The 18,935-nt window shown below is 59.2% G+C and carries 24 protein-coding genes; 14 read left to right on the top strand and 10 right to left on the bottom strand.

The window, feature by feature from the left end:
• Positions 1 to 39 precede the first annotated feature (39 nt).
• From rpsI to zapE, 3 genes are all read right to left on the bottom strand, one after another.
• Entirely contained in the window at positions 40 to 432 is a 393-nt protein-coding gene (rpsI, locus tag ACJ8IM_RS14280; protein WP_004937080.1) for a 30S ribosomal protein S9, read from the bottom strand.
• Positions 433 to 447: 15 nt separating this feature from the next.
• The gene (gene rplM / locus ACJ8IM_RS14275) at positions 448 to 876 is read right to left on the bottom strand and encodes a 50S ribosomal protein L13 (protein ID WP_004937079.1); all 429 of its coding nucleotides are present in this window, start codon (positions 874 to 876) and stop codon (positions 448 to 450) included.
• A 264-nt stretch (positions 877 to 1,140) separates the two neighbouring features.
• A complete protein-coding gene (zapE, locus tag ACJ8IM_RS14270) occupies positions 1,141 to 2,268 on the bottom strand; it encodes a cell division protein ZapE (protein WP_101455682.1) in 1,128 nt (375 codons plus the stop codon).
• A gap of 231 nt (positions 2,269 to 2,499) precedes the next feature.
• Here zapE and zapG point away from each other — a divergent pair, with 231 nt between their 5' ends.
• The 3 genes from zapG (at position 2,500) to degS (ending at position 5,599) form a co-directional block, all read left to right on the top strand.
• Complete coding sequence (gene zapG, locus ACJ8IM_RS14265; protein WP_004937074.1) at positions 2,500 to 2,901, top strand: Z-ring associated protein ZapG; 402 nt, start codon at positions 2,500 to 2,502, stop codon at positions 2,899 to 2,901.
• Positions 2,902 to 3,081: 180 nt separating this feature from the next.
• Positions 3,082 to 4,452 (top strand): serine endoprotease DegQ, encoded by a 1,371-nt coding sequence (gene degQ, locus ACJ8IM_RS14260; protein WP_033636125.1) that lies wholly within the window; start codon positions 3,082 to 3,084, stop codon positions 4,450 to 4,452.
• A gap of 88 nt (positions 4,453 to 4,540) precedes the next feature.
• Positions 4,541 to 5,599: an outer membrane-stress sensor serine endopeptidase DegS gene (degS, locus tag ACJ8IM_RS14255; RefSeq protein ID WP_033636127.1), complete on the top strand. Its 1,059-nt coding sequence runs from the start codon at positions 4,541 to 4,543 to the stop codon at positions 5,597 to 5,599.
• A 71-nt stretch (positions 5,600 to 5,670) separates the two neighbouring features.
• Here the strand turns inward: degS and murA are convergent, their stop codons facing one another.
• The 7 genes from murA to mlaF form a co-directional block, all read right to left on the bottom strand.
• Positions 5,671 to 6,930: a UDP-N-acetylglucosamine 1-carboxyvinyltransferase gene (murA, locus tag ACJ8IM_RS14250; RefSeq protein WP_004937068.1), complete on the bottom strand. Its 1,260-nt coding sequence runs from the start codon at positions 6,928 to 6,930 to the stop codon at positions 5,671 to 5,673.
• A gap of 55 nt (positions 6,931 to 6,985) precedes the next feature.
• On the bottom strand, positions 6,986 to 7,240 hold the full coding sequence (ibaG, locus tag ACJ8IM_RS14245; protein ID WP_004937066.1) for a BolA family iron metabolism protein IbaG: 255 nt from the start codon (positions 7,238 to 7,240) through the stop codon (positions 6,986 to 6,988).
• A 140-nt stretch (positions 7,241 to 7,380) separates the two neighbouring features.
• The gene (gene mlaB, locus ACJ8IM_RS14240; RefSeq protein WP_016930202.1) at positions 7,381 to 7,683 is read right to left on the bottom strand and encodes a lipid asymmetry maintenance protein MlaB; all 303 of its coding nucleotides are present in this window, start codon (positions 7,681 to 7,683) and stop codon (positions 7,381 to 7,383) included.
• On the bottom strand, positions 7,683 to 8,312 hold the full coding sequence (mlaC, locus tag ACJ8IM_RS14235; protein WP_033636128.1) for a phospholipid-binding protein MlaC: 630 nt from the start codon (positions 8,310 to 8,312) through the stop codon (positions 7,683 to 7,685). Before mlaC ends, mlaB begins: the two co-directional genes overlap by 1 nt.
• A gap of 14 nt (positions 8,313 to 8,326) precedes the next feature.
• Positions 8,327 to 8,875 (bottom strand): outer membrane lipid asymmetry maintenance protein MlaD, encoded by a 549-nt coding sequence (gene mlaD, locus ACJ8IM_RS14230; RefSeq protein WP_033636129.1) that lies wholly within the window; start codon positions 8,873 to 8,875, stop codon positions 8,327 to 8,329.
• 4 nt (positions 8,876 to 8,879) lie between these two features.
• Positions 8,880 to 9,662 carry a lipid asymmetry maintenance ABC transporter permease subunit MlaE gene (gene mlaE, locus ACJ8IM_RS14225; RefSeq protein WP_004937059.1) on the bottom strand — a complete coding sequence of 261 codons (783 nt, stop codon included), beginning with the start codon at positions 9,660 to 9,662 and terminating at the stop codon, positions 8,880 to 8,882.
• Positions 9,663 to 9,666: 4 nt separating this feature from the next.
• Positions 9,667 to 10,482, bottom strand: a complete 816-nt coding sequence (gene mlaF, locus ACJ8IM_RS14220) for a phospholipid ABC transporter ATP-binding protein MlaF (protein WP_028127533.1) — start codon at positions 10,480 to 10,482, stop codon at positions 9,667 to 9,669.
• Between the two features lie 303 nt (positions 10,483 to 10,785).
• On the opposite strand from mlaF, the gene ACJ8IM_RS14215 reads away from it, so the two are divergent.
• The 11 genes from ACJ8IM_RS14215 to npr all read left to right on the top strand — a co-directional run bounded on the left by ACJ8IM_RS14215 (position 10,786) and on the right by npr (position 18,820).
• The gene (locus tag ACJ8IM_RS14215) at positions 10,786 to 11,763 is read left to right on the top strand and encodes a calcium/sodium antiporter (RefSeq protein ID WP_025160120.1); all 978 of its coding nucleotides are present in this window, start codon (positions 10,786 to 10,788) and stop codon (positions 11,761 to 11,763) included.
• Between the two features lie 16 nt (positions 11,764 to 11,779).
• A complete protein-coding gene (gene kdsD, locus ACJ8IM_RS14210) occupies positions 11,780 to 12,766 on the top strand; it encodes an arabinose-5-phosphate isomerase KdsD (protein ID WP_033648998.1) in 987 nt (328 codons plus the stop codon).
• Between the two features lie 17 nt (positions 12,767 to 12,783).
• Positions 12,784 to 13,338, top strand: a complete 555-nt coding sequence (gene kdsC / locus ACJ8IM_RS14205) for a 3-deoxy-manno-octulosonate-8-phosphatase KdsC (protein ID WP_021505108.1) — start codon at positions 12,784 to 12,786, stop codon at positions 13,336 to 13,338.
• Positions 13,335 to 13,913: an LPS export ABC transporter periplasmic protein LptC gene (gene lptC / locus ACJ8IM_RS14200; protein ID WP_033654803.1), complete on the top strand. Its 579-nt coding sequence runs from the start codon at positions 13,335 to 13,337 to the stop codon at positions 13,911 to 13,913. The genes kdsC and lptC overlap by 4 nt, the downstream gene beginning before the upstream one ends.
• Positions 13,882 to 14,421 (top strand): lipopolysaccharide ABC transporter substrate-binding protein LptA, encoded by a 540-nt coding sequence (lptA, locus tag ACJ8IM_RS14195; RefSeq protein WP_004937045.1) that lies wholly within the window; start codon positions 13,882 to 13,884, stop codon positions 14,419 to 14,421. The genes lptC and lptA overlap by 32 nt, the downstream gene beginning before the upstream one ends.
• 6 nt (positions 14,422 to 14,427) lie before the next feature.
• Entirely contained in the window at positions 14,428 to 15,153 is a 726-nt protein-coding gene (gene lptB, locus ACJ8IM_RS14190) for an LPS export ABC transporter ATP-binding protein (RefSeq protein ID WP_004937040.1), read from the top strand.
• 52 nt (positions 15,154 to 15,205) lie between these two features.
• The gene (rpoN, locus tag ACJ8IM_RS14185) at positions 15,206 to 16,639 is read left to right on the top strand and encodes an RNA polymerase factor sigma-54 (protein WP_033648997.1); all 1,434 of its coding nucleotides are present in this window, start codon (positions 15,206 to 15,208) and stop codon (positions 16,637 to 16,639) included.
• 23 nt (positions 16,640 to 16,662) lie between these two features.
• Entirely contained in the window at positions 16,663 to 16,950 is a 288-nt protein-coding gene (hpf, locus tag ACJ8IM_RS14180) for a ribosome hibernation promoting factor (protein WP_004937038.1), read from the top strand.
• Positions 16,951 to 17,105: 155 nt separating this feature from the next.
• Positions 17,106 to 17,567: a PTS IIA-like nitrogen regulatory protein PtsN gene (gene ptsN / locus ACJ8IM_RS14175; protein WP_016930212.1), complete on the top strand. Its 462-nt coding sequence runs from the start codon at positions 17,106 to 17,108 to the stop codon at positions 17,565 to 17,567.
• A gap of 129 nt (positions 17,568 to 17,696) precedes the next feature.
• A complete protein-coding gene (gene rapZ / locus ACJ8IM_RS14170) occupies positions 17,697 to 18,551 on the top strand; it encodes an RNase adapter RapZ (protein WP_015379177.1) in 855 nt (284 codons plus the stop codon).
• A complete protein-coding gene (npr, locus tag ACJ8IM_RS14165; protein ID WP_033648996.1) occupies positions 18,548 to 18,820 on the top strand; it encodes a PTS phosphocarrier protein NPr in 273 nt (90 codons plus the stop codon). Before rapZ ends, npr begins: the two co-directional genes overlap by 4 nt.
• The last annotated feature ends 115 nt before the right edge of the window (positions 18,821 to 18,935 follow it).

Raw genomic sequence — 18,935 nt, 5'->3', positions numbered from 1 at the left:
GGGTTTTTTGCGTAAATCGCACTGCCGAAGCAGCGAAAATTAACGCTTGGAGAACTGCGGACGACGACGTGCTTTACGCAGACCGACTTTCTTACGTTCAACCTGACGAGCGTCACGGGTGACGAAGCCAGCTTTACGCAGTTCAGAACGCAGAGTCTCATCGTATTCCATCAGTGCACGGGTGATACCGTGACGGATAGCGCCAGCTTGACCGGAGATACCACCACCTTTAACGGTGATGTACAGATCCAGTTTGCCAACCATGTCGACCAGTTCCAGCGGCTGACGAACTACCATGCGGGCAGTTTCGCGACCGAAGTACTGTTCCAGGCTGCGCTGGTTGATAACGATGTTACCGTTGCCCGGCTTGATGAAGACGCGAGCGGCGGAGCTTTTGCGGCGACCAGTGCCGTAGTATTGATTTTCAGCCATTGCCATTAATCCCGATTAAATGTCCAGAACTTGCGGTTGCTGTGCCGCGTGATTGTGCTCGGTGCCCGCGTAAACTTTCAGTTTACGGAACATAGCACGACCCAGCGGGCCCTTTGGCAGCATGCCTTTAACCGCGATTTCAATCACGCGCTCAGGACGGCGGGCAATCATCTCTTCAAAGGTCGCTTGCTTGATACCACCGATGTGGCCGGTGTGGTGGTAGTACACTTTGTCTGTACGCTTGTTGCCGGTTACAGCAACTTTGTCAGCGTTCAGAACGATGATGTAATCACCGGTATCCACGTGCGGGGTGTATTCCGCTTTATGCTTGCCGCGCAGGCGACGAGCCAGTTCAGTAGCGAGACGGCCTAAAGTTTTACCATCTGCATCAACAACGTACCAGTCGCGTTTTACGGTTTCTGGTTTAGCTGTAAAAGTTTTCATTAGAAAGCTTACCCAATAATTAGTTACACGTTGGTGAACACCCAAACGCTCGAAAACAGTTGAGGCTCACACGACCATACAAGTCCAGCAAACCTACCCCTTCGAATAGCCATTGCCGGCACTATAAAGTTTTTGGGAAAAAAAACTTTGTTGTAACGTGGGGTCGCAAGATTATAGAGAAGTCGCTCACAAAGATCGAACGGTTTTTGAATGGAAAATAAATTTATCGCCGGCGGCAGGCAACCGGCGATAGGCCCGGCGGACTCAGGGCAGATGCGGCAGCTTGAGGTACTCTTCGCTCTGCATTTCCTGCAGGCGCGACAGGCAGCGCTGGTACTCGAACTTAAGCCGTTCCCCTTGGTAGATCTCGAACATCGACGCCTCGGCGCCGATCACCAGCTTGACGTGCCGCTCGTAGAATTCGTCCACCAGCGCCAGGAAACGGCGCGCGGTATTCTCTTTCAGCGGCCCCATCACCTGCACATTATACAGGATCACGCTGTGATACAGCCGCGACAGCGCAATGTAATCCAGCTGGCTGCGCGCCTCTTCGCACAGCGTGTGGAAATCCACCGCCAGCACGCCGTCCACCGAACGAATGGCCTGCAGCGGCCGATGGTTGATCTGCAGCACCGGCGCCTCCTCCCCCGCCTTGCCCGCCAGTTTGACGAACATCCGATCCAGGGTCGCGCGCGTCTGGTCGTTCAGCGGCGTCAGATAGAGGTGAGCCTGGGTCAGGGTGCGCAGACGATAGTCGATGCCGGCGTCGACGTTCATCACGTCGCAGAACTCGTTGATCAGATCGATAGCCGGCAGGAAACGCGCCCGCTGCAGGCCGTTGCGATACAGATCGTCCGGCGGGATGTTCGACGTAGCCACCAGCGTGATGCCGCGGGCGAACAGCGCCTGCAGCAGCGTGGCCAGCAGCATGGCGTCGGTGATGTCGGACACGAAGAATTCGTCGAAGCACAATACGTCGGTTTCGGCCTTGAAGCCGTCGGCGACGATGTCCAGTGGGTTTTCCCGCCCTTGCAGCTCGGTCAGCTCTTCATGCACCCGCAGCATGAAGCGGTGGAAGTGCAGACGCATTTTGCGATCGCCCGGCAGGCTGTGGAAGAACATGTCCATCAACCAGGTTTTGCCGCGTCCGACGCCGCCCCACATATACAGCCCCTGCACCGGGCGCTGCGGCGCCGTTTCGCCGCCTTTGCCCAGCAAACGGCTGAGCTTGCCGCGCAGCCCGCCGGCCGGCGGGCTCGCCGCCGGTTTTTGCAGCAAGGCCTGATAAATGCGATCCAGTTGAGTGACGGCCCGGCGTTGAACCTCATCGGCCTGATATTCCCCCGCTTCCAGCGCCTGCTGGTAGCGAGATAACGGTGATAGTGCCTGCATCTGTTCGATGTTCCCTAAGAACGCTTAGAAATTATTTAGCCAACGTTGGCGGCAAGTTGATGCCGATTCGCACCGTTATCGCCACAAATGCCCGCTGCGGGCGCCGCTGAAAACCCTGTAAACACTGGGTGGAAGCGCATCAGGATTCCACTCTGACAAGGTTAACGGTTATAGTGGATATTATTAAGTGAAAAATCCCTGCGGAACAACGAAGTCAAAATAGGAGTCATCATGACCTGGGAGTATGCGCTGATTGGTTTGGTCGTCGGTATCGTGATTGGTGCGGTGGCGATGCGTTTTGGCAACCGTAAATTACGTCAACAACAAGTCCTGCAGAACGAGCTGGACAAGAGCAAAACCGAGCTGGAAGAGTATCGTCAGGAGCTGGTCGGCCACTTTGCCCGCAGCGCCGAGCTGCTGGACAACATGGCGCGTGATTATCGTCAGCTGTATCAGCATATGGCGAAAAGCTCCAACAACCTGCTGCCGGATCTGCCGATGCAGGAGAACCCGTTCCGCTATCGCCTGACCGAAGCGGAAGCGGACAACGATCAGGCGCCGGTGGAAATGCCGCGCGACTATTCTGAAGGGGCCTCCGGCCTGCTGCGCGGCCAAAGTGCGCGCCGCGACTGATATCCCTTCTTCACCCGCGGGGCCACCCGCGGGTTTAACCCCGTTTGTGCCTTATTGACCTTCCTTCGCATTACCTTTACTGAACTTTGCACGCAAATTCACGGTCTTACCCTTCACTATGACAAGGTGATTGCCTTATCATCAAATTTTCATCGGCAGGTATTGAGAGAGTTATCATCAATGAAGAAAAAGTCGTTAATTCTTAGTGCATTGGCAATGAGCCTCGGCCTGGCGCTCAGCGCCGCACCGGTGGCCAACGCGGCCCTGCCCGTCGCCGTTCAGGGGCAGCCGCTGCCGAGCCTGGCGCCGATGCTGGAAAAAGTCTTGCCCGCCGTCGTGAGCGTGCATGTCGCCGGCACCCAGGTGCAGCGTCAACAGCTGCCGGAAGAGTTCAGACGCTTCTTCGGCCCCAATTTCCCCGGTCAGCAGCAGAGCTCCCGCCCGTTTGAAGGGCTGGGCTCCGGCGTCATCATCGACGCTGCCAAAGGCTACGTGCTGACCAACAACCACGTCATCAACAACGCCGATAAAATCCGCGTGCAGTTGAACGACGGCCGCGAACTGGACGCCAAACTGGTCGGCCGCGATGAGCAATCCGACATCGCCCTGCTGCAGCTCAGCGACACCAAAAACCTGACCGCCATCAAGATGGCCGATTCCGATCAGCTGCGCGTCGGCGACTTCGCCGTGGCGGTCGGCAACCCGTTTGGCCTGGGCCAAACCGCCACCTCCGGCATCATCTCGGCATTGGGCCGCACCGGCCTGAATCTGGAAGGGCTGGAAAACTTCATTCAGACCGACGCCTCGATCAACCGCGGCAACTCCGGCGGCGCATTGGTTAACCTGAACGGCGAGCTGATCGGCATCAATACCGCCATTCTGGCGCCGAGCGGCGGCAACGTCGGCATCGGCTTCGCCATTCCGAGCAATATGGCGCAGAACCTGAGCCAGCAGTTGATCGAATTCGGCGAAGTGAAACGCGGCCTGCTCGGCATCAAGGGCAGTGAAATGACCCCGGACATGGCCAAAGCCTTCAACACCGACGCGCAGCGCGGCGCCTTCGTCAGCGAAGTGCTGCCGAAATCCGCCGCCGCCAAGGCCGGCATCAAAGCCGGGGATATTCTGGTTTCCGTCGACGGCAAGCCGGTGAACAGCTTCGCCGAACTGCGCGCCAAGGTCGGCACCACCGCGCCGGGCAAAACCCTCAAGGTGGGCCTGCTGCGCGACGGCAAACCGCAGGAAGTCTCGGTCACGCTGGACAACAGCGAGAGCGCCTCGACCAATGCCGAAACGCTGTCGCCGGCGCTGCAGGGGGTTTCCCTCAGCAACGGCGCGCTGCCGAGCGGCGACAAGGGCGTGAAGGTGGAGAACGTGGATAAAGGCTCGACGGCGGCGCAAATCGGCCTGCAAAAAGGCGACGTGATCATCGGCGTCAACCGCCAGCGCGTGGACAGCATCACCGCGCTGCGCAAGGTGCTGGAAGCCAAACCGCCGGTGATGGCGCTCAATATCGTGCGCGGTAACGAAACCATTTATCTGCTGCTGCGTTAATTTGTGCAAAAACCGGGCTCGGTGACATACTGCGCCCGGTTAACTCATGCTATCCTCCGAACATCGTTCACCACACCACGAAAACTCCATGTTTGCTAAGCTCTTGCGTTCTGTCGTTATCGGTCTCATCGTTGCCGGCCTGCTGTTGGCCGCTCTGCCCGTGCTGCGCTCTTCCAACGGCCTGTTTGCAGAGAAAACCGAGAATACCAGCGACGAAACGCCGGTGAGCTACAACAAAGCGGTGCGCCGCGCCGCGCCCGCCGTGGTGAACATCTACAACCGCAACCTGAACGGCGCCGCCAACGTGCTGTCGCTTGGTTCCGGCGTGATCATGAACGAACGCGGCTATATCATCACCAACCGCCACGTGATCAAAGACGCTCAGCAGATCACCGTGGTGTTGCAGGATGGCCGCCGCTACGAAGCGCTGCTGGTCGGCTCCGACGGCCTGACCGATTTGGCGGTGCTGAAGATCGATCCCGGCAACCTGCCGGTGATCCCGACCAACAAAAATCGCGTTGCCCACGTCGGCGACGTGGTGCTGGCAATCGGCAACCCGTACAACCTGGGGCAGACCGTGACTCAGGGCATCCTCAGCGCCACCGGGCGCATCAGTATGAGCACCACCGGCCGGCAGACATTCCTGCAGACTGATGCCTCAATCAACCGCGGCAACTCCGGCGGCGCGCTGGTCAACTCGCTGGGCGAGCTGATCGGCATCAATACCCTGACCTATGACAAAATCACCGACGGCGAAACGCCGGAGGGCCTCGGCTTCGCCATTCCGATCGAACTGGCTACCAAAATCATGGACAAGCTGATCCGCGACGGCCGCGTTATCCGCGGCTATTTCGGCATTCAGGGTAAGGAGATCATTCCGCTGCGTTCCTCCAATTCCGGCATCGATCGCCTGCAGGGCATCATCGTGACCGAAATCACGCCGAACGGCCCGGCGAGCAGCGCCGGTTTCCAGATCAACGACATCATCATCAACGTGGATAACAAACCTGCGGTGTCCGTGCTGGAGACCATGGATCAGGTGGCGGAGATCAGGCCGGGCACCGAGATACCGGTTATCGTGCTGCGCGACGGCAAACGCATTACGTTGAAAATGACGGTGGGCGAATTCCCGGAAGACAATAATTAAAAAAGGGCCGGCATTGATAGCCGGCCCTTTGATTTTCATCCTGCCGACGCAGCCGCGCCGGCGCTAATGACTTACTCGCCTTTCACGCGCTCGATGTTAGCACCCAGCGCGCGCAGCTTGTCTTCAATACGCTCATAGCCGCGATCGATGTGGTAGATGCGATCGACGACGGTCACGCCGTCGGCGATGCAGCCGGCGATCACCAGGCTGGCGGAAGCGCGCAGATCGGTCGCCATCACCTGAGCGCCGGACAGCTGTTCAACGCCGTGGCAGATCACGGTGTTGCTCTCGATTTCCGCGTGCGCGCCCATGCGGATCAGTTCCGGCACGTGCATGAAGCGGTTTTCGAAGATGGTCTCGGTGATGACGCCGGTGCCTTCCGCCACCAGGTTCAGCAGGCTGAACTGGGCCTGCATGTCGGTCGGGAAGCCCGGGTGCGGCGCGGTGCGCACGGTGACCGCTTTCGGGCGTTTGCCGTGCATGTCCAGGCTGATCCAGTCCTCGCCCACTTCGATATCGGCACCGGCTTCGCGCAGCTTGGCCAGCACCGCATCCAGCGTGTCCGGACGGGTGTTGCGGCACATCACTTTGCCGCCGGAAACCGCGGCGGCGATCAGGAAGGTGCCGGTCTCGATGCGGTCAGGCAGCACGCGGTACACGCCGCCGCCCAGACGCTCGACGCCCTCGATAGTGATCTTGTCGCTGCCGGCGCCGCTGATCTTCGCGCCCAGCGTATTGAGGAAGTTAGCGGTATCGACAATTTCCGGCTCACGCGCGGCGTTCTCGATAACGGTGGTGCCGGTCGCCAAGGTCGCGGCGCTCATGATAGTCACGGTCGCGCCCACGCTCACCTTGTCCATGACGATGTGCGCGCCCTTCAGGCGGCCCTCGACGGACGCCTTGACGTAGCCTTCTTCCAGCTTGATCTCGGCACCCAACTGCTCGAGGCCGGTGATGTGCAGATCGACCGGACGCGCGCCGATCGCACAGCCGCCCGGCAGGGAAACCTGACCGCGGCCGAAACGCGCCACCAGCGGCCCCAGCGCCCAGATGGAAGCTCGCATGGTTTTCACCAGATCGTAAGGGGCGCAGAACTCGTTCACGCCGCTGGCGTCCACGAAGACCGAACCGTTGCGCTCAATCTTGGTACCCAACTGGTTGAGTAGTTTAATGGTGGTGTCGATGTCCTTCAGTTTGGGGACATTCTGCAGCTCGACCGGCTCTTCCGCCAACAGGGCGGCGAACAGGATCGGCAGGGCGGCGTTTTTGGCCCCGGAAATAGACACTTCACCGCTCAGGCGAGTCCGACCCTGCACACGAAATTTATCCATCTGACTACTCTCTGTTATCTAATCTGAAGCTGCCCGCCCGGCAGGGCAAACAGCCTTAAAATCCGTTGAGTTTGCGGTCTCGCTGCCACTCTTCAGGGGTGTACGCCTTGATAGACAAGGCATGAATGCGGTTGTCCGCAATGTATTCCATCAGCGGTGCGTAAACCGTCTGCTGTTTTTTGACGCGGCTCATGCCGGCGAACAATTCGCCGACCACGATCGCCTGAAAATGGCTGCCGTCGCCCGTCACATGTACTTCATCCAGTGCCAATGCCTGCATCAGCACGTCTTTAATCTCGTTGGTTTCCATAGTATCCAGTTCTGCCGCTAAAGGATCATAAACAGCCTAGTATCTTAGTGGAATACGATGTTTTCTTAAACTAAAGAAAAAGCCCCTGCGTAACAGGGGCTTTGTATCGTTTTACCACGTAAGGGCGGCGTAAAACGCCGCTAACCGGCGGTATCGACAGGCATTATCGCCTGCAGGTTGTAGAGCGCAATCAGCGTTTTCAGGCGCTCGGTGGCGCCGAAAATTTTCAGCGCGACGCCGCGCTCGCGCTGCTCTTCCTGCAGATGCAGCAACAGCGCCAGCCCGGCGGAGTCTACGCGCTGCAGTTGCGCCACGTCGATCGCGGTTTTATCCGCCATCAGCGCGTCGCGCTGCCGCCACAGCGGCTGCAGCGTTTCCCGGTCCAGTTCACCGCGCAGGATCAGCGTCTGCTGCTCTGATTCGAAGCTGAGCGCTGCCGACATCAGTTTTTCTTGTCCAGCGTGATAGGCTGCGCGGCGGCGGCCTGCAGCTGTTTGGTCAGGCCATCGATGCCCTGAGTACGCAGCGTAGACGCCCACTCGTTCTGCTTGGTGGTGATCATGCTGACGCCTTCGGCGATCATGTCATAGGCCTGCCAATAGCCGGTTTTGCTGTTCTTGCGCCATTGGAAATCCAGACGCACCGGCGGGCGGCCGCCGTTGTCGATGATGGTGACGCGAATGGCCACGATGTCGGCATTGCCCAGCGGCTGTTCAGGCGCGATCTGATAAGTCTGGCCGTGATACATCGCCAGCGCCTGGCCGTAAGCCTGCTCCAGGTAAGCCTGGAAGGCGGTGAAGTAAGCTTCGCGCTGCGCAGGCGTCGCCTCTTTATAGTAACGGCCCAGCACCAGCGCGCCGGCGTATTTCACCTGCACGAACGGCATCAGTTCCTGATGCACGATGGAGCGCAGGTAGTTCGGGTCCTGCTTGATCTTCGGCTGTTCATTCTTCAAACGGCTGAAGGTCTTCTGCGCCGCTTCTTGCATCATGCTGTAAGGATTGGTTTGGTCGGCTGCGCTCGCCAGCGGTGCAACCACCAGCAGAGCCACCATCAGTAAACGTTTAAACATGCAGGTATCCTCTCTTAATGATTTGGAACAGCGGGTTGCGGTGCGGCGCCGGCAGCCGGCTCAGCGGCCGCGTCTCCCGGTTTGGCGCTGTCCTGACCGCCGCTTTTATACAGGAACTGGCCGATCAGGTCTTCCAGAACCATGGCTGATTTGGTGTCCTGAATGGTGCCGCCGTCTTTCAGGATGGCGGTGCCCATATCAGGATCTTCGAAGCCCACGTTAAGCGCCAGATATTGCTCGCCCAGCAGGCCGGAGGTGCGGATCGCCAGCGAGCTGGTATCCGGGATTTGGTCGTACTTTTTCTGGATATCCAGCGCCACGCGCGGCGTGTAGGTTTTCGAATCGAGTTCGATGTCCGCCACGCGGCCGATCACCACGCCGCCAATCTTCACCGGCGAACGCGGTTTCAGGCCGCCGATGTTGTCGAACGTCGCGTAAATGCGGTAGGTCGGCTCGCTGCCGATCGATTTAAGGTTCGCCACCTGCAGGCAGATAAACACGATGGCGCACAGCGCGATCAGCATAAATGCCCCAACCCAGATTTCACTCTTCTTCGTTTGCATCGAATCAATTCCCAAACATCAGTGCTGTCAGCACGAAATCCAATCCCAACACCGCCAGTGACGAATGCACCACGGTACGCGTCGTCGCCCGGCTAATCCCTTCAGAGGTAGGCACGGCGTCGTACCCGTTGAAAATGGCAATCCAGGTTACGGTAATGGCGAATACCACGCTTTTGATCAGGCAGTTGAGCAGATCTTTTTTCCACTCTACGGCGCCCTGCATCGCCGACCAGAAGAAGCCGCTGTCGATGCCCTTCCAGTCCACGCCGACCACCGAGCCGCCCCAGATGCCGATCGCCACGAAAATGATGGTCAACAGCGGCATGCTGATCAGCCCCGCCCAAAAGCGCGGCGCCACGATGCGCCGCAGCGGATCGACCGCCATCATTTCCAGGCTGGAGATCTGCTCCGTCGCCTTCATCAGGCCGATTTCCGCCGTCAGCGCGGAACCGGCGCGGCCGGCGAACAGCAGCGCCGTCACCACCGGCCCCAGCTCGCGCAGCAGCGACAGCGCTACCATCATGCCGAGGCTGGCCTCGGCGCTGTAGGTGGTGAGCACGATATAGCCCTGCAGGCCCAGCACCATGCCGATGAACAGCCCGGAGACCATGATGATCAGCAGCGACTGCACGCCGACGCTGTAGAGCTGTTTCAACAACAGCGGCCACTGCTTGCCGGGTTCCGGCCGGCCAATCAACGCGTTGAACAGCATCAACCCGGCGCGGCCGAAGCTGGCGCTGGTGTTGATGCCACTGCGCCCCAACGACGCTAACGCTCTTAATAACATGAGCTTATTTACTCCCTAAGCCTAGCAGTTCGGTCTGATAATCCCCGGCCGGATAGCGGAACGGCACCGGCCCATCCGCTATACCATCCAGAAACTGGCGCACGCGCGCATCAGGATTGTTCTGCAATTGCTGCGTGGTGCCTTCGGCGATCACCCGGTGATCGGCCACGATATAGGCGTAGTCGGCGATGCTCAGCACCTCCGGCACGTCGTGCGACACCACGATGCAGGTAATGCCCAGCGCATGGTTCAGCTCATCGATCAGCTTGACCAGCACCCCCATGGTGATCGGATCCTGGCCGACGAAAGGTTCGTCGAACATGATCATCTCCGGGTCCAGCGCGATCGCGCGCGCCAACGCCGCCCGGCGCGCCATGCCGCCGGAAAGCTCATTGGGCATCAGCTGGGCCGCGCCGCGCAGCCCCACCGCTTCCAGCTTCATCAGCACCGTGCTGCGCAGCAGGGGTTCAGGCAGGTTGCTGTGCTCGCGCAGCGGGTAGGCCACGTTTTCGAACACGGTCAAATCGGTGAACAGCGCGCCCGACTGGAACAGCATGCTCATCTTTTTGCGCGCGTCGTATAACTGACGGCGGGACAACGCGGGAATGTTGTCGCCGTCGAACCAAATCTCCCCGCTGTCCGGCGCCAGCTGGCCGCCTATCAGGCGCAGCAGCGTGGTTTTGCCGATGCCCGATGGCCCCATGATCGCCGTGACCTTACCGCGAGGCACCGTCAGGTTGATGTCTTCAAATATCCGTCGGTCGCCGCGCGAGAAGCTCATGTCGCGCACTTCGACCAAATTATCTGCCTTTTGGAGCATGTTAATGGACCCTTTACGACTCATCTTTTGCTGAATCTACCCGTGATGTTAAAGCAATGGGCGCAATCCGTCTCATCTTTACAAAAACTTACTGCCATTTCGCAACCAATGGTGCCATTGGTTTTACTTTTCCGCGCCACCCGGTCAAAATTGGCGCCATAACGAAAAAAAACGAAACTGTTCAACTATTAGCCGGGAAAAACCGTTGCTGCGGCTCACACGCGCGCAACGGAGGGCAAGCAATACCGCCGCATTGACGGCTTTAACCAACGAACCGGGATAATACCCGACAAAGGACCCTGCATGTTTCTCGCGATAGCATTATTAATCGTTGGTTTATTTCTACTGGTGTATGGTGCAGACCGCTTAGTTTATGGTGCTGCCGTGATTTCCCGCTCGCTCGGCGTCCCGCCGTTGATCATCGGCATGACCATCGTCGGCATCGGCACTTCGCTGCCGGAGCTGATCGTGTCCACCACCGCCGCGCTGAACGGGCAGATAGATATGGCCGTTGGCAACGTATTAGGTTCCAACATCACCAACATCTTATTGATCCTGGGTGTGGCGGCGCTGATTCACCCGCTGGCCGCGCGTTCCGAGATACTGCGGCGCGAACTGCCGTTGATGTTAGCGGTCACAGTATTGTGCGGTTTCGTGTTGATGGACGGCACCCTGAGCAGGCTGGACGGCGTGCTGCTGCTGGCCGCCGCCGCCGGCTTCATCCTGCTGATGCTGAAAATCGCCCGGCTGGCGCAGCGCGAGGGCAGCGACAGCCTGACCATGGAGCAGATCGCCGAGCTGCCGCAGGACAGCAGCAACACCGTGGCGGTGCTGTGGCTGGTGCTGGCGTTTATCATTCTGCCGCTCTCTTCCAGAATGGTGGTCGATAACGCGACGGTGATTGCGCACTATTTCGGCCTGAGCGAACTGGTGGTCGGCTTGACCATTATCGCCATCGGCACCAGCCTGCCCGAATTGGCTACCTCCATCGCCGGGGCGCTGAAGGGCGAGGATGATATGGCGATTGGAAATATCATCGGCTCCAATATTTTCAACACGGTGATCGTGCTGGGCGTCCCCGCCCTGCTGTCGCCGGGCAGCGTAGACGCCGCCGCCTTCCAGCGCGATTACTGGGTGATGCTGGCGGCCAGCGTGCTGCTGAGCGTACTGTGCATCGGCCGCAAGCATCGCATCGGTCACCTGGCGGGCGCTCTGTTATTATGTGGCTTTATTGCGTATCTTGCGGTGCTGTTCTTTAACCCTTTCAGTACTTTCGGCTAAACCGACGGGAATGAGTATGTCGAACATTGAGTTGCAACCGGGCTTCGATTTTCAGCAGGCCGGCAAAGAAGTGCTTCAGATAGAGCGTGAAGGGCTGGCTCAGCTCGACAGCTACATCAACGCAGACTTCACCCGCGCCTGCGAAACGATCGCCGCCTGCGGCGGCAAAGTGGTGGTGATGGGCATGGGCAAATCCGGCCATATCGGCTGCAAGATCGCCGCGACCTTCGCCAGCACCGGCACCCCCTCATTCTTCGTTCACCCGGCGGAGGCCAGCCATGGCGATTTGGGCATGGTCACCCCACAGGACATCGTGCTCGCCATCTCCAACTCCGGCGAGTCCAGCGAGATCCTGGCGCTGATCCCGGTATTGAAACGCCAGCAGATCACCCTCATCTGTATGACCAACAATCCGGAAAGCTCGATGGGCAAGGCGGCGGATATCCACCTGTGCATCAAGGTGCCGCAGGAAGCCTGCCCGCTGGGGCTGGCGCCGACCACCAGCACCACCGCCACGCTGGTGATGGGCGATGCGCTGGCCGTCGCGCTGCTGAAGGCGCGCGGTTTCACGCAGGAAGATTTCGCGCTGTCGCATCCGGGCGGCGCACTCGGCCGCAAACTGCTGCTGCGGGTTAGCGATATCATGCACAGCGGCGACGAAATGCCCCACGTCAGCGCCGACGCCTCACTGCGCGACGCGCTGCTGGAAATTACCCGCAAAAATCTGGGCCTGACGGTTGTCTGCGACGATTTGATGAAAATCGCCGGCATCTTCACCGACGGCGACCTGCGCCGGGTGTTCGACATGGGCATCAACCTGCACGAGGCGAAGATCGCCGATGTCATGACGCCGGGCGGCGTACGGGTGCGCCCCAACATCCTGGCGGTCGATGCATTGAACCTGATGCAACAACGCCACATCACCGCGCTGCTGGTTGCCGATGGCGACCAGTTGCTGGGTGTGGTACATATGCATGACATGCTGCGCGCCGGCGTCGTTTAATTAAGGAATAGAACGGAATGGGTATGGTAGAAACCTGCTACGGGCCGGTAGAACAAGAGGTTATGGCACGTGCCGGGAACATCCGCCTGTTGATTTGCGACGTTGACGGCGTGCTGTCGGACGGCCTGATCTTCATGGGCAACAACGGTGAAGAATTGAAAGCGTTCAACGTGCGCGACGGCTACGGCATCCGCTGCTTGAAAACCTCGGACATCGAGGTGGCGATCATCACCGGTCGCTCCGCCAAGCTGCTGGAAGACCGCGCGCAGACGCTCGGTATCACTCATTTGTATCAGGGGCAGTCCGATAAGCTTTTGGCCTTCCGCGAACTGTTGGATAAACTGTCGTTAACGGCGGATCAGGTCGCCTATATCGGCGATGACCTGATCGACTGGCCGGTAATGGCGCAGGTCGGCCTGGCGGTCGCGGTGGCGGACGCCCACCCGCTGCTGACGCCGCGCGCCCACTACGTCACCCGCATTGCCGGCGGCCGCGGCGCGGTGCGCGAACTGTGCGACATCATTCTTTTGGCTCAAAATAAGCTGGAGGACGCCAAAGGGCTGTCGATATGAGTAAAACCAAACTGTGGATCACCATCCTGTTGACGGTGATCGTTCTGGCGCTGATCGGCTGGAACATGACGGATTTCAGCGACGACACGGCCCCTGGCCCGGTCAACGATCAGGATCCGACCTACCAGAGCCAGCACACGGTCACCGTGGTGTACAACCCGGCCGGCAAGCTGAATTACAAACTGGTGGCGGAAGACGCGAAGTATTACACCGCCGGCGAGCTGAGCTGGTTCACCCAGCCGGTAATGACGCTGTTCGATGAGAATGCGGTGGCCACCTGGTCAGTTCGCGCCGATCGCGCCAAACTGACGAAAGACCGGATGCTGTATCTGTATGGTCACGTCGAGGTAAACAGCCTGACCACCACCTCGCAGCTGGAAAAAATTAAGACGGACAACGCTCAGGTAAACCTGGTCACCCAGGACGTCACCTCCGATGACGAAGTCACGATTTACGGGACCAATTTTACCTCTAACGGCATGAAAATGCGTGGGAACCTGCGGACCAAAACCGCTGAGCTGATTGATAAGGTTAAGACCAACTATGAAATTCAGAACCAAAAACCAACTCCGTAACCTGTTGCTCGGCAGCTTAGTTTTGGCCGCCAGCGCCCCCGCTCTGGCGCTGAAATCCGACTCCAGCCAGCCGGTAAGCATCGACTCGCTCAAGCAGTCGTTGGACATGCAGAGCAACGTCAGCACCTTCACCGACAACGTGGTGATCAAGCAAGGCACCATCGATATTCGCGCCGACAAGGTGGTGGTCACCCGCCCGGGCGGAGATCAGAATAAGACCTATATTGAAGCGTTCGGCAACCCGGTAACCTTCTACCAGATGCAGGACAGCGGCAAGCCGGTCAAAGGCCACGCGCAGAAAGTGCGTTACGACGTGGCGACCCAGCTGGTGACCCTGACGGGCAACGCCTATCTGGAGCAGCTCGACAGCAACGTGAAAGGCGATCGCATCACCTATCTGGTGCAACAGCAGCAAATGCAGGCGTTTAGCGACAAAGGCAAACGCGTGACAACGGTTCTGGTACCGTCGCAGTTGCAAGACAAAAACGAGCAGAAAAAGAGTAACTAATCACTTATGGCAACACTCATCGCAGAAAACCTGGCGAAAGCCTACAAGGGCCGTAAAGTTGTCGAAGACGTCAGCCTGAAAGTGAAATCCGGCGAGATCGTCGGCCTGCTCGGGCCGAACGGCGCCGGTAAAACCACCACCTTCTACATGGTGGTCGGCATCGTGCCGCGCGACGCCGGGCGCATCGTGATCGACGAAGAAGACATCAGTCTGCTGCCGCTGCACGCCCGCGCGCGCCGCGGCATCGGTTACCTGCCGCAGGAAGCGTCGATCTTCCGCCGCCTGAGCGTATACGACAACCTGATGGCGGTGCTGGAGATTCGCCCCGATCTCACCAGCGAACAGCGCGAAGACCGCGCCAAGGAGCTGATGGAAGAGTTCCATATCTCCCATCTGCGCGACAGCCTCGGCCAGGCACTGTCCGGCGGTGAGCGTCGCCGCGTCGAAATCGCCCGCGCGCTGGCGGCCAACCCGAAATTCATACTGCTGGACGAACCCTTCGCCGGGGTGGATCCGATCTCCGTTATCGATATCAAGAAAATCATCGAGCACCTGCGTGACAGCGGCCTGGGCGTGCTGATCACCGACCACAACGTGCGCGAGACGCTGGACGTGTGTGAACGCGCCTACATCGTCAGCCAGGGCAAACTGATTGCCCACGGCACGCCGGATGCTATTCTGGCCGACGAGCAGGTTAAACGCGTTTATCTGGGCGAAGAGTTCCGCCTCTAAGCGCCGGCGCACCCTGCGGGGCGACACCGTTAACGGAAGTAGACAGAAAACTATGAAGCAAGGTTTGCAACTCAGGCTCAGCCAACAGCTGGCCATGACTCCTCAGCTCCAGCAGGCGATCCGCCTGCTGCAGTTGTCCACGCTTGAGCTTCAGCAAGAAATCCAGCTGGCGCTGGAGAGCAATCCGCTGCTTGAACAGACCGATCTGCACGACGAAATCGACGCCAAAGAAACCCAGGAGACCGAGGGGCTCGATACCCGCGAGGCGCTGGAACAGAAAGACATGCCGGAAGAGCTGCCGCTGGACGCCACCTGGGATGAGATCTACACCGCCGGCACGCCGTCCGGCACCGGCACCGACTACAGCGACGACGAACTGCCGGTCTATCAGGGCGAGACCACCCAAACGCTGCAGGATTACCTGATGTGGCAGGTGGATCTGACGCCGTTCTCCGATACCGACGCCGCCATCGCCACCTCCATCGTCGACGCGGTGGACGACACCGGCTATCTCACCGTGCCGCTGGAAGACATTCTGGAAAGCCTGGGCGACGAGAACGTGACCCTCGAGGAAGTCGAGGCGGTATTGAAGCGCGTGCAGCGTTTCGATCCGATCGGCGTCGCCGCGCGCGATCTGCGCGATTGCCTGCTGGTGCAGCTCTCCCAATACGCCAAAGACACCCCTTACCTGGCCGAAGCGCGGCTGATCATCAGCGACCATCTGGATCTGTTGGCCAACCACGACTTTCGCAGCCTGATGCGATCAACCCGGCTAAAAGAAGATACACTGAAAGAAGCGATGCTGCTGATTCAGTCGCTCGATCCGCGCCCGGGGCAGTCGATCAATACCGGCGAGTCGGAATACGTGATCCCGGACGTGCTGGTGCGCAAGACGCAGAACAAATGGACGGTCGAGCTCAACGGCGACAGCGTGCCGCGTTTGAAGATCAATCAGCAGTACGCCGCGCTGGGCAACAGCGCCCGCAGCGAAGCCGACGGCCAGTTTATCCGCAGCAACCTGCAGGAAGCCAAGTGGCTGATTAAAAGCCTGGAGAGCCGCAACGAGACGCTGCTGAAAGTCACCCGCTGCATCGTCAGCCAACAGCAGGCGTTCTTCGAGCAAGGCGAAGAGTTTATGAAACCCATGGTGCTGGCGGATATCGCCCAGGCCGTGGAGATGCATGAATCGACGATCTCGCGCGTCACCACGCAGAAGTTTCTGCACAGCCCGCGCGGCATTTTTGAATTGAAGTATTTCTTCTCCAGCCACGTGAATACCGACAGCGGCGGCGAAGCCTCCTCGACGGCGATCCGCGCGTTGGTGAAGAAATTGATTGCGGCGGAAAACCCCGCCAAGCCACTCAGCGACAGCAAGCTGGCCACCCTGCTCGCCGATCAGGGGATCATCGTGGCGCGGCGCACCGTCGCCAAGTACCGAGAGTCTTTGTCCATCCCGCCGTCGAACCAGCGTAAACAGTTGGTTTGACCTCTATTGAGAAGGAAGACACTATGCAGCTCAACATTACCGGACACCACATCGAAATCACCGATCCGTTGCGCGAGTTCGTGAACAACAAGTTCGCCAAACTCGAACAGTATTTTGATCGCATCAATCAGGTGTATGTTGTATTAAGTGTGGAAAAAGTGCAGCAAATTGCGGAAGCAACGGTGCACGTGAATGGAGGCGAGTTGCACGCCACCTCGGAAGACGAGAATATGTATGCCGCAATTGATACGCTGATCGACAAATTGGCACGTCAATTGAACAAACATAAAGACAAATTGAAGCAACACTGACACCCTAACCCACTCCATGAGGCGGCATCCGTCGCCGCCTCGCCCTTCGGCGCGTGACCCGCATGGGTGACGCGCCGAACGGTAATCAGGGTTAAAACCGACGAAAAACCGCCTTGCCGGGTGCGCCCGGCGGCGCGGTTTTAAGTGAAGATGAGATGAACAACGAATATATGCAATTAAGCTCGGTGTTAAACATCGAGTGCACCAAAAGCTCGGTACACTGCACCAGCAAGAAGCGGGCTTTGGAAATTATCAGCGAACTGGCCGCCAAACAGCTCAATCTGCCTTCGCAGGTGGTGTTTGACGCGGTTCTCACCCGGGAGCGCATGGGCAGCACCGGTATCGGCAACGGTATCGCCATTCCCCACGGCAAACTGGAAGAGGACACACTGCGGGCCGTTGGCGTGTTTATCCGTCTCGACCAACCCATCGCTTTCGACGCTATCGACAACCAGCCGGTCGACCTGCTGTTCGCGCTGCTGGTGCCTGCCGATCAGTGCAAAACCCATTTGCATACCCTGTCGCTGGTCGCCAAACGCCTGGCCGACAAAACCGTATGCCGCCGCCTGCGCGCCGCGCAAAGCGACGAAGAACTTTACCAAATCATCACCGAGTGATGCCCGGCCGGCGTGACTTCCAGCCCGGATAACGTTACTGTTTCACGATGATGGATCCGGCCTCGGCCGGAATAACAAAGTTTCCACCGGTAGCGATGAACGCCGCCGCGATGCCAGGGGAGTTGCCACATGGTGCTGATGATTGTCAGCGGCCGTTCCGGTTCCGGAAAATCCGTCGCCTTGCGGGCGCTGGAAGACATGGGTTTTTACTGCGTTGACAACCTGCCGGTGGTGCTGCTGCCGCAGCTCGCCAATACGCTGGCGGAACGCAATATCTCCGCAGCGGTCAGCATCGACGTGCGCAACATGCCGGAATCGCCGGAAGTGTTCGAATACGCGATGACTCAGCTGCCGGACAGCTTCTCGCCGCAGCTGCTGTTCCTCGACGCCGATCGCAACACGCTGATCCGCCGTTACAGCGACACCCGCCGCCTGCACCCGCTCTCCAGCAAAAACCTGTCGCTGGAAAGCGCCATCGACGAAGAGAGCGATCTGCTCGAACCGCTGCGCTCGCGGGCTGACCTGATTATCGACACCTCGGAAATGTCGGTGCACGAGCTGGCCGAAATGCTGCGCACCCGCCTGCTGGGCAAGCGTGAGCGCGAGCTGACCATGGTGTTCGAATCCTTCGGCTTCAAGCACGGCATCCCGATCGACGCCGACTACGTGTTCGACGTGCGCTTCCTGCCGAACCCGCACTGGGATCCGAAGCTGCGGCCGATGACCGGTCTGGATAAGCCGGTCGCGTCGTTCCTCGATCGCCATACCGAAGTGCACAACTTCATCTACCAGACCCGCAGCTACCTGGAGCAATGGCTGCCGATGCTGGAAACCAACAACCGCAGCTACCTGACGGTCGCCATCGGCTGTACCGGCGGCAAGCACCGCTCGGTGTACGTGGCGGAACAGCTGGCCGATTACTTCCGCTCGCGCGGCAAGAACGTGCAGTCACGCCACCGCACGCTGGAAAAGCGCAAACAATGACGGTCAAACAGACGGTTGAAATCAAAAACAAGCTGGGCATGCACGCGCGCCCGGCGATGAAACTGTTCGAGCTGGTGCAAAGCTTCGACGCCGAAGTGATGCTGCGCAACGAAAGCGGCACCGAAGCCGAGGCCAGCAGCGTCATCGCGCTGCTGATGCTGGACTCCGCCCAGGGCCGGCATATCGAAGTCGAAGCGACCGGCCCCGACGAAGTCAACGCGCTGGAGGCGGTGGTCGAGCTGTTCAACTCCGGGTTTGATGAAGATTAGCCGCTGAAGCCCTCCCGCGAATGCGTCGCACCGACGCGTTCGTTCTCTTTGCCTTCTCTCCCTGACACGATCTCCCGCTTTTCACTTTGCGTATCCGCTTCCAAAGTCAGCCGTA

This window comes from Serratia sp. CY33525, assembly GCF_052169115.1.
Lineage (GTDB): Bacteria > Pseudomonadota > Gammaproteobacteria > Enterobacterales > Enterobacteriaceae > Serratia > Serratia sarumanii.
Note: the sequence above shows the minus strand (reverse complement) of the source record. Positions and strands in the feature narration are given on the sequence as shown.

Coding starts and splice junctions, on each gene's coding strand:
- rpsI (WP_004937080.1), bottom strand. CDS start 432: ATGGCTGAAAATCAATACTACGGCACTGGTCGCCGCAAAAGCTCCGCC.
- rplM (WP_004937079.1), bottom strand. CDS start 876: ATGAAAACTTTTACAGCTAAACCAGAAACCGTAAAACGCGACTGGTAC.
- zapE (WP_101455682.1), bottom strand. CDS start 2,268: ATGCAGGCACTATCACCGTTATCTCGCTACCAGCAGGCGCTGGAAGCG.
- zapG (WP_004937074.1), top strand. CDS start 2,500: ATGACCTGGGAGTATGCGCTGATTGGTTTGGTCGTCGGTATCGTGATT.
- degQ (WP_033636125.1), top strand. CDS start 3,082: ATGAAGAAAAAGTCGTTAATTCTTAGTGCATTGGCAATGAGCCTCGGC.
- degS (WP_033636127.1), top strand. CDS start 4,541: ATGTTTGCTAAGCTCTTGCGTTCTGTCGTTATCGGTCTCATCGTTGCC.
- murA (WP_004937068.1), bottom strand. CDS start 6,930: ATGGATAAATTTCGTGTGCAGGGTCGGACTCGCCTGAGCGGTGAAGTG.
- ibaG (WP_004937066.1), bottom strand. CDS start 7,240: ATGGAAACCAACGAGATTAAAGACGTGCTGATGCAGGCATTGGCACTG.
- mlaB (WP_016930202.1), bottom strand. CDS start 7,683: ATGTCGGCAGCGCTCAGCTTCGAATCAGAGCAGCAGACGCTGATCCTG.
- mlaC (WP_033636128.1), bottom strand. CDS start 8,312: ATGTTTAAACGTTTACTGATGGTGGCTCTGCTGGTGGTTGCACCGCTG.
- mlaD (WP_033636129.1), bottom strand. CDS start 8,875: ATGCAAACGAAGAAGAGTGAAATCTGGGTTGGGGCATTTATGCTGATC.
- mlaE (WP_004937059.1), bottom strand. CDS start 9,662: ATGTTATTAAGAGCGTTAGCGTCGTTGGGGCGCAGTGGCATCAACACC.
- mlaF (WP_028127533.1), bottom strand. CDS start 10,482: ATGCTCCAAAAGGCAGATAATTTGGTCGAAGTGCGCGACATGAGCTTC.
- ACJ8IM_RS14215 (WP_025160120.1), top strand. CDS start 10,786: ATGTTTCTCGCGATAGCATTATTAATCGTTGGTTTATTTCTACTGGTG.
- kdsD (WP_033648998.1), top strand. CDS start 11,780: ATGTCGAACATTGAGTTGCAACCGGGCTTCGATTTTCAGCAGGCCGGC.
- kdsC (WP_021505108.1), top strand. CDS start 12,784: ATGGGTATGGTAGAAACCTGCTACGGGCCGGTAGAACAAGAGGTTATG.
- lptC (WP_033654803.1), top strand. CDS start 13,335: ATGAGTAAAACCAAACTGTGGATCACCATCCTGTTGACGGTGATCGTT.
- lptA (WP_004937045.1), top strand. CDS start 13,882: ATGAAATTCAGAACCAAAAACCAACTCCGTAACCTGTTGCTCGGCAGC.
- lptB (WP_004937040.1), top strand. CDS start 14,428: ATGGCAACACTCATCGCAGAAAACCTGGCGAAAGCCTACAAGGGCCGT.
- rpoN (WP_033648997.1), top strand. CDS start 15,206: ATGAAGCAAGGTTTGCAACTCAGGCTCAGCCAACAGCTGGCCATGACT.
- hpf (WP_004937038.1), top strand. CDS start 16,663: ATGCAGCTCAACATTACCGGACACCACATCGAAATCACCGATCCGTTG.
- ptsN (WP_016930212.1), top strand. CDS start 17,106: ATGAACAACGAATATATGCAATTAAGCTCGGTGTTAAACATCGAGTGC.
- rapZ (WP_015379177.1), top strand. CDS start 17,697: ATGGTGCTGATGATTGTCAGCGGCCGTTCCGGTTCCGGAAAATCCGTC.
- npr (WP_033648996.1), top strand. CDS start 18,548: ATGACGGTCAAACAGACGGTTGAAATCAAAAACAAGCTGGGCATGCAC.